Genomic DNA, 11,796 nt, shown 5'->3' on the forward strand with positions numbered 1-11,796 from the left:
AGTTAGGAGACGGTACAAAGACCAATCGCCGTACTCCCGTTCAGGTGCAGGGACTCTCCGGGGTCACCGTAACTGCCATTGCCGCGGGATCATATCATTCCTTAGCCTTAGACAGTAACCGTCATGTATGGGCCTGGGGAAAGAATAGCTCCGGTCAGGTAGGCGACGGTACAAAGACCAATCGCCTGACCCCCGTTCACGTGAAAATCAAAGACCTTGATGGCACGTTGGTTCCCTTATCCGGTGTGACGGCCATTGCCGCAGGAGGCTTTCATTCTTTAGCCTTAGACGATAAAAATAATGTATGGGTATGGGGATATAATCGTTACGGTCAGCTGGGAGACGGTACAAAGACCAATCGCCTGACCCCCGTTCAAGTGAAAATCAAAGACATTGATGGCACGTTGGTTCCCTTATCCGGTGTAGCTGCCATTGCCGCAGGAGGCTTTCATTCTTTAGCCTTAGACAGTAACAGTATGGCGCTTGTCTGGGGAAGGAATAACTTCGGTCAGTTAGGGGATGGTACAAAGACCAATCGCCTGACCCCAACGCCTGTGGGCATATCCGCGAGCGCTCTTGCCGGTGGATGGTATCACACTCTCGCTATTAATAAAGATAACGGTGGGGTATGGTCCTGGGGAAGAAATAATAATGGTCAGTTAGGTAATGGTAAAACCAAAGGCAGCCTTACCCCTGTACAGGTTGATCTGTCCGCCAAGATTTTAGCTGCAGGAGCAGGTCACTCTCTTGCCCTTAAAGACAACGGAGAGGTATGGACCTGGGGAAAGAACTCTAGCGGTCAGTTGGGCGATGGGACGACTAAAAGGCACAGCGCCCCGCTCAAGGTGATGGGCGAGCAAGCGATAAACGACGAGAAGGACGTCGTGCTGACAGCGGGCGGATGGTGAGCCGCGGAAAAGGAGGTAAAACAAGGTAAGAAGGTAAGATTGAAGCAAGCCGCAGGCGGATGAGCCGCATAAGGCAGAAGGGAAGTGCAGCTTCTGCCGATCAAGGGTTAACGTATGCCCCAAACGGCGAGCGGATGAACCGCGGAGGTAAAAGGTAAGCGTAACACCGATATACCGATAACTGAACAAACTTAAAAAAATAAGCCCGTCGGGACTATATAAGCCCTGGCGGGCTTATTTTACCTAAATCATTACACCTTCATTCACTCCCGCTAAATAAGCGTCGGGGAATGAGAGTATCCCGCGGCAATGGAGGCTTGCGCGGGATAGTCCCGCCGGTGCCTTTTGGGCCATGGCATTACATGGCCTTAAGTTTATAAGTCGCCTCACTTGAAAACAGTCTGCAAGAGTACATCAAATGAATCGAACAGATACAAGATACTGCGCAACCGAGATTTGAGCCGGCTCCGGAAACGTTCAATCAGGTTTAGTTCCGGCGAATAAGGATGATTGGACCTCTTTCAGGTGCGTGAGCTGTATGACGCACCCCCCGCAGTCCCTATTTCCTTATCTCAGCAGGGCCTAATATCCTTACCCCATAGTGACCGGCCGTAACCTGCCTATTGACCTGACATCTGTTTCAGCGCCTGCTCCAATTTTTTGAGCTGCTCACCGTAGCCTGCCCAGTCGCCCTGCCTCTGGAAGGCTTTCGCTTTCTCCAGTATCTGGGCCGTTTCCCTGGCGAGGTCCTTGAGAGACGCCTTCGCGGTTGGCGGGGATCCGGACTCAGCTTCGGACTTGGCCGAAGGAGACGCTTTTCTGCTGCCGAAAAGCGAGATAAGGCACTGCTCCAGGTTCTCCTCCATAACTACATTGTTCTCGTAAGCGGCAATGACTCGCCTGAGTTCCGGAAGTCCTCCCTTGTCCTCGGCTGCCAGAAAGAGCGGCTGAATGTATAGGAGCGATTTATCGACAGGGATGATCTGGAGGCTGCCTCTTATCACCTGTGATCCCCGTTGGCCCCAGAGCGTAAGCTGCTGGGAGATAAATGAGTCCTGGTCAATCCTTGCGTCAACTTGCCTCGGTCCGAATATGAGCCGGTCTTTCGGAAAGTTAAAGACAAGGAGTTTCCCGTAATTGGGCTCGTCGCATCTGGCTGCGAACCACGCGGCGAGGTTGTCTCTTTTTGCCGGCGTGTAAGGCATGAGAAGTACATACTCTTCCTTTTTTTCCTCCGGAAGTTTCATGATCAGGTAATAGGGCTCCATGGGTTTCTCGCCATGGCGCGGCATCTCCCACAGGTCTTCTTTGTTATAAAAAACCTTCGGGTCGTTCATATGATAGGCAGAGTAGAAGGAGGTCTGGACCTTAAACAGGTCTTTCGGATACCTTATGTGTTCCCTGAGTCCCGCGGGCATCTCGCTCATGGGTTTCAGAAATCCCGGGAAGATGGCGCTTACCACCTTTGCCACGGCGTCTTCCGGGTCGCTCAGATAAAAATCAACCTTACCGTCATAGGCGTCCACCGTGACCTTTACAGAGTTCCTCATGTAGTTCATGCCGCCGTTTAAGGGTTTTGCATAGGGCATGCGGTGCGACATGGTATATGCGTCAATCATCCAGTAGACTTTGCCGTTATCGGAGATGACCACGTAAGGGTCTGAATCGTAAAGCAGGAATGGAGCAATCTTATCGATCCGGTTCAATATGTTGCGATTATATAAAATTCTGCTTTCGCTCCTGATCTCCGCAGTAAGCGGTATCTTTACCGTCTGGAAATATACGGCGAAAAGCAGTCTTTTAGCCAGTGAGTCGAGGCTTATCCCTCCTGACCCCTTATATGAAGCATACACATTGCCTTTGGCGGTCGGATAGCTGAACTCGGGGTTTTTCGTATTCACGATTACGTAGTCGCTGGTAAGTTCGCCGTAATATATCTCAGGCACAGAGACTTTTACGTCCGCCGCCGATACGGGCGGGATGTCCTTGACGATGAATTCAGGCAGACCTTCCTTTGATATCCTGCTGGCATAGCCCATGACAATGCCGTTGCCATGAGTAAAGACCAGTTTTTCGTTAACCCACGACTTGCTCGGAAGGTCGTCATAGGAGAGCTCCCTTGCTGAGAGCAGGACCTGCCTGTACTCTCCCCCTATTGTATAACGGTCGTTGTCGATACTATGGAAGCGGTAATATGTCCGGATCTGCTGCAACTGACTGTATGTTTTGAGAAGGGGCGATTCATCCCACAGCCTGATATTCTTGATCGTGGCCTCGTTGTTAGAGATATCTTTCGCGGTGATATTAAACGATACGTCAAAAGGGACGACCTCGGCTTTGTTGAGATTATAGGCATATCTCGTAAGCTCAATATGGTTCTTGATAAAAGGCTCTTCCAATGCCAGTTCGCTTGGAGCGACCCTGAAATTCTGGAGGAGAGCAGGATAGATCCCCGTCCCTGTGATATAGAGAAAAATAAGCGCGGCAGTGGGAAAAATAACAGCTTTCAATCTATCTTTATAGAGTCCCCAGGCAAAGAAAAGACCTGCGAGAATCGTCAAAGGCATGAGAACCTTAAGCACCACAAGTCTTCCATAGATGTCGGAGTATCCTGCCCCTGTTATGATGCTGTGTGAAGAATAAAGTGAATCGAACCTTTCAAGATAGAATCCGAAAGCCAGCTTTATAAAGAACAGCAGGACAAGAACAGCCAAATGTACTTTGGCATGCCCCATGAGCAATATGCCTCTTCCTGAGAGAATGACACTTCCCCTTATCGCATAGATTGCGACGACGACGAGGATGGTAAAAAACAGGAGGAAACCTGAAAATCCATTTATATGCTCCCACATGGGAAGCCTGAAGAGATAGAAGCCGATGTCGTGCCCAAAGACAGGCTCGTTTGTTCCGGTATTGATGCTGTTGAAAAAAGAGAGCGCCTGGACCCATATGCTGCTTCCCCAGAGACCGGTGATCCACGCGCCGAAAAACGCAACTGAAAGACCGGCCGGCTTCAGTATCCGGACGAGTTTTTCCGGATCGAAAGTAAATTTCATGCGGTGCATAAAGAGAATATCAATGGGGAACGTTTTGCCGCGGCATGCAAGAAGCGCATTGAGACCAACAAATATGAAGAAGGCGAGGCCGAAGCCCAGGCCGGTCAGGATCTCAGCCGATATGGTCCTGATGAATACTTTCTCGAAACCGACCTCATTAAAGAAAAGCCAATCTACGCATATTCCCGTAAATTTAGAGACGACAAGGAAAGCAACAAAAAGAGAGATTATCAGGAGAGTGCGGCCGAATCTGCGAATCATCTTTCTCCTCCGGCCCCGCTTAAAGCAAGGCGTTTATAAGAATTCACTGTTTTGGAACGGGTTATAAGGCTTATCCTTTTCCGCGAAAGGCTTATCCGCGGGAACGGATAAGTGATTCTAATCTTATGAAATAAAATATGCAAGCTGAAAACCGTTTTCCACATGTATGGTTGAAAACATATTGATAAAGTATTGATAAAATGTGGATAGAATGTGGAATTTGCGCCTCAAAGGCTTAATATTGCTTATGGAATCTGCGCCTCAAGGGCTTGCTGCCGCCTGCAGAATAACGATCTTTCAAGTTATACCCTGACGCGTTTCACTTGAGATGTCGCTTGCTGTCGCCCGCAGAATAGCGATCTGTCATATGATTTAATCTCTGCGGTTCTGATTCCCCGCCCCTTGAGGTACGCGCTTAAGGCCCAATAGTCAGTCGTAGACCGGGGGGGATACCCTCGCCCCCCCTTTACGCAGCGGGGAGGTTCATCAACTCAAAATATCACGTAATTAATTACTGTGCGTCAGACCGCGAACAATTTTCCGGATTCAAAAGAGCAGGGAACAGACCTGACGCGCGGCCTTGCCTTTCTCTGTCCATACCTCCCGCGAGAAGCGCGCCGCTCTTATTTCTTACCGAAGTATAATATTTTTAAGATATTGGTTGCTGAAGTCTATTTTGAGCTCAATCCAGAGCGGCATATGGTCGGACATCTGGAAGGTGCGCCAGTTGGTTAGATAATATTTTTGTATTTCCTTCTCCGTTTTCCCGTTTATGTATTTTTTATCGAAATATCTCTGATAAATACCCACATCTTCCGAAGGGTATATTGTCTCAGTAAAATTAAACGCGCCGGCACGCTGCTTATCTTCAGAAAATACGGTCATGTTCTTATCGAGTTTTAACTTAAAGGCGATTTGATCGTAGTATTTGGTTTTACCGAGATCCGTGGGGTGCTCCCTGATGGCGCCCGGGATATAGAAACCTTGATTCGTGAGCGCCTTCATGGTGTCGTCGCCCTGATTGAAGATATTAAAATCCCCCAGGAGAATATAGCTTTCATTCTCTTTATCGGCTCGCTTGGTCAGGAATTCCGCGACGGCTTTTATCTCCGCCACACGGCGCGGATCATTCTTTGAGGAGGTACCGTAATAAATATGCACGGTTGTCAGAATGAACCGAAACCAGCCTGCCTGAAAAGCCACGTTGAAAGGCGTGCGTGCGAATTGCAGTTTGTCTTCCCCGATCAGTTTCGTCTGCGGCAGTACCAGCTCACCGGCCATTTTTCGAAAAAAGACCTTGCGCCGGTCGAAGATAAATGCCATGCGCTCACCGCCGCCTGCCGTTCCATCGGTGCTGTCCGTCATGATATAGTCCCATCCCGGTCCCAGCAGGGCGACAAGTTTTTGCAATCCACCCAGATCGGCGGCGATCTCCTGAACGGCGACAAGATCGAAACGGCTTATAATTTCGGCTATATAGTGCAAGCTCTCGCCGCGCCTGTTGTCGCCGAACTCCCGTATATTCCATGTCGCAAGCAGAAGGGTATCCGTTGCGGTTTTTCCCGGAATCTGCCGGTCAAGTTGAGCGCGAAGAACCAACAGCTTTTCCGCGACGCGAAGCCTTTCGGCGTCGTCTGAAATTCCTTTTAGTGAGCCATAGGCAGGCATATTTTTCTCGTCTCCTTCTAATGTCTGGTGGATTTCACGCTCGCGCGGTACACGGCGAGCTCGGCGGCTCTCAGTTTCTTATGCTGCTCCCAGTCGAAGGTTTCCAGAAAATCATGTCCCGCCAGGACGCCTTCGCGGAAGAGTCCTAGTTTATCCTCCGGGCTCATATTGAAGTCAAGCCAGTTGTATCCTCCGGTGTTTATATGCGCTATCAGATCCTTATACAGCGGATTCTTGAAAATAAAGTCGTAATCCGCGTAATGGCGGAGGGCATTGATAAGCTGCCACGCGTATTGTCCGAGCTTGTCCGTCTCTTTCGCGGACCGATACTTTTTGCCCAAGCGTACACCAAGGGTCGGCGCGCGCGGAACGCCGGGCCGCTTGAACAGGTCAATAGGAAAGTTGGACAACATTCCGCCGTCCGTAAAGGAGACCTTATCGGGCAGGGTTCCGGTAAAGCTCCCCAAGCGCTTCCATTTATCACTGCTCTCCATAATCCGGGATACTCCGTCCACCGTGAAAGGCTGAAAAAAAATCGGGATAGACGCCGAGGCACGGACAAAACAGGCGGGGTTGACCTCGTCCGGCTCCTGCCAGTACATCGCCGCCATATCAGGGAATGTGACTTTTGTGCTGGTGGTGACATCGGCAGCGACAATCCTCAGGCTGGTGTCATGGTCTATGATCCTGTCCCCGGTTTCACGGTGTATCATTCCGTCCGGGAGGGACTTGATCAATCTCTGCAGATCCGCGAATGTGTGTATCTTATTCTCGGCCAGTCTATCGGAAATCCATTCATACAGTTTGTCTCCGGGGTTTAGCCCGAGTCGCCCGAATATCTGCGGAAGCGTCAGTAGTGCGCCGAAAATGATCCGCGCGGTTCGCATCTTTGCGTCCCTTTTGCCAAGCAGTTTTGAAAGCCTCTTAGCCCAAAAGCTACCGTCCACCATCTCCCCGAGGTTCATGTTGCCGATTATCGACGCAAGCCTTTCGCCTTTTGGGTCCATGCGTTCGCTGCAGCTGTACGCGAGCAGCGCGACAATCGCCCCCACGGAACTGCCGCCCATGCCAAGGAAGCGTATCCCCGCCTCCTCAAGCGCGTGTATATATCCGACCAGCGCGATCCCCAGCGTGCCGCCGCCTTCCATCACAAGGTCGACAAACTGGTATTTACGCGTACCTTCGCTCAAAATAATGTCTGAGACTGTGTAGCGCCCCTGAGCTTCTTTTTCGCGTATCTTGTCCGTAATCTGAAGGATGGATTTGTCTTTCGTCAGTTCCTGCATCGTATAACGCTCCTTTAACACCGGATAGAGGCGCTTGGAAGGCGACGCCCTTAATCGCGATGGCAATGGCGGATAGCAAACGCTCACAGACCTGCGGACAATCTCCGAGGTTTGATTGTGGGGTCTGATAACATCATAGTATATAATAATCCTTCGTTGGTCAAGATAGCGGCTTATGGCTTATGTCTTGTGTCTTTCGGTTCGTAATCCAGGTATTTCAAAATAGTATGATTTTATGGCGCCCCAGGCAGAATGATAACAGTTGCCGCCAGATATCGCAGCTGCGTGCGGCACGTTTTTATAGATGCTGCCATTTGTTGGCGTTATCGTAATAAACCGCACATTGTATTTCTTGTATTTCTTGACAAATATATCTTTATCTGGAATGATTATTCGAAAAGCAACCATATGTATACATTTCCAAAGATAAGAAAGGAGTAAGACAAGATGAACGAAAAGTCTTTGGACAACCCTTTGGATATGGAACTGACCGGGAATAAAGAGGCAACCCATGACAACCTTGGCGGAGCTTTCGAACGGAAAGGGCGAGGACGATGAGTAACAGTCCGTTGGTTTCATATGTCAAAATATCGCCAAACAGCACCAACCCGCGCAATCGAACGATATGCAAGATAACCGTGCACCACATGGCGGGAAATCTCACTATAGAGTCCTGCGGGGATGTCTTTTTTCCGACAACACATAACGCCAGCAGCAACTATGGAATCGGCTCGGACGGCCGTGTGGGAATGTATGTGGAGGAAAAAAACCGGGCGTGGACTTCGTCCAGCGCCGCGAACGACCATCAGGCTGTCACCATCGAGGTGGCAAACAGCGCGACAGGCGGCAATTGGCCTGTCAGCGACATGGCGTTGGCGACATTGATTGAACTTTGCACAGATATCTGCCGGCGAAACAACATCCCGAAATTGGTATTCACCGGAGACGCTGCGGGGAATTTTACACAGCACAACTACTTTTCCGCGACTGTATGCCCTGGGCCCTACTTAAAAGAACGCTTCCCGTACATCGCGGATGAGGTCAACAAGAAACTGTGCGCCGCGCCGCCGGCGCCTCCCTCTCCCACAGTTCCCACCGGAAGCCAGGTCATCAGGGTCCTCACTGCCTGGACAGGCAATACCGTCAAAACCATGGACGTTGAAGAATACCTTCGGGGCGTGGTTCCAAGCGAAGTCTATCCGTCGTGGAATATCGAGGCGCTGAAGGCGCAGGCGGTAGCCGCCCGGAGCATCGCTTATAAAAAGATCGAGAGTAACCACGGGAAGCCGTATGACGTTGACGACGCCATCGCATACAACCCGGATAAGATCAATCCGCGCACTGACATGGCGGTCGCGGCGACGCACGGCATGATTCTTACCTACAAGGGCATGACAGCCGAAACAGCCTATTCGGCGTCAAACGGAGGTCAGACCGTCTCGGCGAAGGAGCAATGGGGGAGTGATGTTCCGTACCTTCCGGCACAAAGCGACCCGTTTGACAAGAACAAAGCGAACGGCCACGGTGTCGGTATGAGTCAGTGGGGCGCGAAAGGCCGGGCCGATGCGGGCCAAGGGTTTGAAGCCATCCTTGCTTTCTATTATCCGGGCACCGAGCTCGCTTTTGTTGGATCCGCGCTTCCGTCGCCGGAAAAAACACCGGTGGAAATCACGGTCGACAACGCATTGGCGGACGGCGTGATTGTGGACCGCGAGTATTGGCTCAACGTGTTGTCGGGAAATAACCCGGCCAACCACGAGTATATTAAAGCGGTGTTCGACCGCTACCATGCGAAACTCAAATAATTATTTTCTATTTAAAATATAGAGAGTGTTACACAAAGAATGGTTGGGATTAAATCAGAAGGAAAGGTGCTTGCCATGAAAAAATTTCTTGTTTTGTTGCTGATGGGTTTATTTTTCTGTCCCGCGGTAGCTCAAGCGACCAAGCCGACGATTATTTATAGTTCTATACCGCCGGACGACGGTACTGTGGGGGTATACTACAGTTATCTTCTTAACGCAAGTGGGACAGCCCCTATATCCTGGTCGGTCGTAGGCGGCAACCTGCCGCCAGGCTTAAAGTTGACCGGACCGGCAATTTCCGGCACGCCAACGACTGCTGGCGTATTCTCCTTTACGGTTACAGCAAGTAACTATGAGGGAAGCGACAGTAAACAAATGAACATTAGCATTTCTTCTTATAAGTCTCCGGTTATCACCACATCATCTTTGCCGGAATGTGCTCAAGGTAAGGCTTGCAGCTATACGCTGAAAGCAACCGGCAGCGAGCCAATATCCTGGTTTGTGTCCTCTGGTGGTCTGCCGCCCGGCTTGAGTTTGAATCAGGGAACCGGGGTGATTTCCGGTACGCCAATGGCGGTGGGTACGTTTAACTTCATGATTGAAGCGAGAAACAAAGAGGGAAGCGACCAAAAACTCCTGAGCGCTCGTATTGTATACACTCCATCACTTTCCTCTGCAGGCTTTCTGCCGAGAGGTTGTGTGGGGGAGTCTTACCTCGGTAAGTTGTTTATGAACGGTGGAGACAATGGAGCAACGCCAAGATCCTGGTTGATATCTTCTGGCAGCCTGCCTCCCGGCTTGACCTTAAATCATGGAACCGGAGTGATTTCCGGCACGCCAACAGCAGGGTATATATCCGACTTTACAGCCAAAGTGATAACCGACGTGGGAGACGCCACGGAAAGCTGTAGAATTTACATTGACGTTCCAGAGCCTCCGATTATTGATCCCTCCTACGCCTGCCAGCATTCGGATTGTGTTGTAGGCAGAAATTACAGTTGTACGCTTCGCGTAAGCAATTGGTCACTACCGGCAATATCATGGTCGGTCGCAGGCGGCGCTCTGCCGCCTGGTTTGAGTTTGGCAAGCAGCGGAGAGATTTCCGGTACGCCAACAGCGGCGGGTACGTTTAACTTTACGGTCAAAGCGGAAAACAGAGTGGGAAGCGGCACAATGACCATGAGCATCACCGCTACCGCTCTTCCAAAGATCACCACATCCTCTCTGCCGGAAGGCAAGGGAGGTGAAGCGTACAGTCATACCTTGGCCGCAAGCGGAACACCGCCCATATCCTGGTCTGTAGTGCGGGAGGTAGTGCGGGATGGAGGGTATGTTAGTGGTGGGATACCGCTTACTATACGGGTTGAACTGCCCGGCCTGCCCTCTGGCTTGAGACTGGATACAAATACAGGAGTGATTTCCGGCATCCCAACGGAGTTGGGTTCGTTCGTCGTTACGATTGAAGCGCGAAACAACACGGGAAGCGACCAGAAAACATTGACCATTGTCATCCAAGGGGACCCCGCGCTCATTAGGCTTGATCTGCCGAGCGGCACCGTAGGTCAATATTACGAGTATGTCCTGAACAGACGCGGAACTCTTATCTGGTCGGCTGCTCACCTGCCGCCTGGTTTGAGTTTGGCAGGCAACGGAGATATTTACGGCGTCCCAAGAGAGGCGGGCTTTTTCGTCATTTCGCTTTATGGGCAAGGACAAGGCACCCGCATCGACAAAGAACTGGGTATTACCATCATGGACCCTTTTAATATCACCACATCATCTCTGCCGGGAGGTACGGTGGGGGTGGCCTACAGTCAGTCTTTGAGCGCAAGCGGGGCAGCCCCAATATCATGGTCGGTCGCAGGCGGCGCTCTGCCGCCTGGTTTGAGTTTGGCAAGCAGCGGAGAGATTTCCGGTACGCCAACAGCGGCGGGTACGTTTAACTTTACGGTCAAAGCGCAAAATAACGTGAGAAGCGACACAAAGGACATGAGCATCAGCATCATGGGGATTGTTCCAATGATCACCACATCATCTTTGCCGGTAGGTACGGTGGGGGTGGCCTACAGTCAGTCCTTGAGCGCAAGCGGGATAGCCCCAATATCATGGTCGGTCGCAGGCGGCGCTCTGCCGCCTGGTTTGAGTTTGGCAAGCAGCGGGGAGATTTCCGGTACGCCAACAGCGGCGGGTACGTTTAACTTTACGGTCAAAGCGCAAAACAGAGTGGGAAGCGACACAAAGGACATGAGCATCAACATCGTTACCCTTAACCGCAGCATCATAGACAGCAGCAAAATAGACAACATGACTCCAGTACCCGTAGGTCCAATACCCATAGACAGCAAGCTGAAGAACATAAACATCAACCTGGAGAAAATAGTTGTTCCAACATCGCCGATCATAGACAACAACCAGAAGAACATCGCTCCAACACCCATGGACGACAACCTGAAGAAAATAGCTCCAACACCGACGATCATCGCACCGGCCGTCATAGATAACAACCAAAAGAAAATGGCTCCAACACCGACGATCACCACGCCGGCCGCCGGCGTGCCGTAAGCCTGAAGGGATTGCGGCACATCTCGAGTAAATATCTGCACTCTCCCCTTGTGGTGGGGTGCAGATATTATTATGAAATTTAATATTTGAGAGCGCCTATATATAGAATGATTATCTGAATATACTGTTGTCAAGGATGGTGACAGTATGAAATGCAGGAAGTGCGGAAGCTAAAGTCCGTTAAGAACGGGCAACACCTCGGGCGGAAGCGTTACAAGTGCAAAGACTGTGGATTCCAGTTTACTCAGGA

Annotated in this window: 6 protein-coding genes; 3 read left to right on the forward strand and 3 right to left on the reverse strand. The window is 50.8% G+C overall.

From position 1 onward, the window contains the following. Positions 1-908: hypothetical protein (locus LBQ00_06035; GenBank protein MDR2018411.1), on the forward strand; the 908-nt coding region annotated here is incomplete at its 5' end. 620 nt (positions 909-1,528) lie between these two features. On the opposite strand, the gene LBQ00_06040 is transcribed toward LBQ00_06035, so the two are convergent. From LBQ00_06040 to LBQ00_06050, 3 genes are all read right to left on the reverse strand, one after another. Then, a complete protein-coding gene (locus tag LBQ00_06040) occupies positions 1,529-4,225 on the reverse strand; it encodes a UPF0182 family protein (GenBank protein ID MDR2018412.1) in 2,697 nt (898 codons plus the stop codon). Between the two features lie 630 nt (positions 4,226-4,855). Beyond that, on the reverse strand, positions 4,856-5,893 hold the full coding sequence (locus LBQ00_06045; GenBank protein ID MDR2018413.1) for an endonuclease/exonuclease/phosphatase family protein: 1,038 nt from the start codon (positions 5,891-5,893) through the stop codon (positions 4,856-4,858). A gap of 17 nt (positions 5,894-5,910) precedes the next feature. Next, positions 5,911-7,179, reverse strand: a complete 1,269-nt coding sequence (locus LBQ00_06050; protein ID MDR2018414.1) for a patatin-like phospholipase family protein — start codon at positions 7,177-7,179, stop codon at positions 5,911-5,913. Between the two features lie 554 nt (positions 7,180-7,733). On the opposite strand from LBQ00_06050, the gene LBQ00_06055 reads away from it, so the two are divergent. Together LBQ00_06055 and LBQ00_06060 are read left to right on the forward strand one after the other, a co-directional pair. Further along, positions 7,734-8,984, forward strand: a complete 1,251-nt coding sequence (locus tag LBQ00_06055; protein MDR2018415.1) for a SpoIID/LytB domain-containing protein — start codon at positions 7,734-7,736, stop codon at positions 8,982-8,984. 75 nt (positions 8,985-9,059) lie between these two features. Further along, on the forward strand, positions 9,060-11,546 hold the full coding sequence (locus LBQ00_06060; protein MDR2018416.1) for a putative Ig domain-containing protein: 2,487 nt from the start codon (positions 9,060-9,062) through the stop codon (positions 11,544-11,546). Positions 11,547-11,796 lie beyond the last annotated feature (250 nt).

It is taken from the genome of Syntrophobacterales bacterium (assembly GCA_031274925.1).
Classification (GTDB): Bacteria; Desulfobacterota; Syntrophorhabdia; order Syntrophorhabdales; family Syntrophorhabdaceae; genus PNOM01.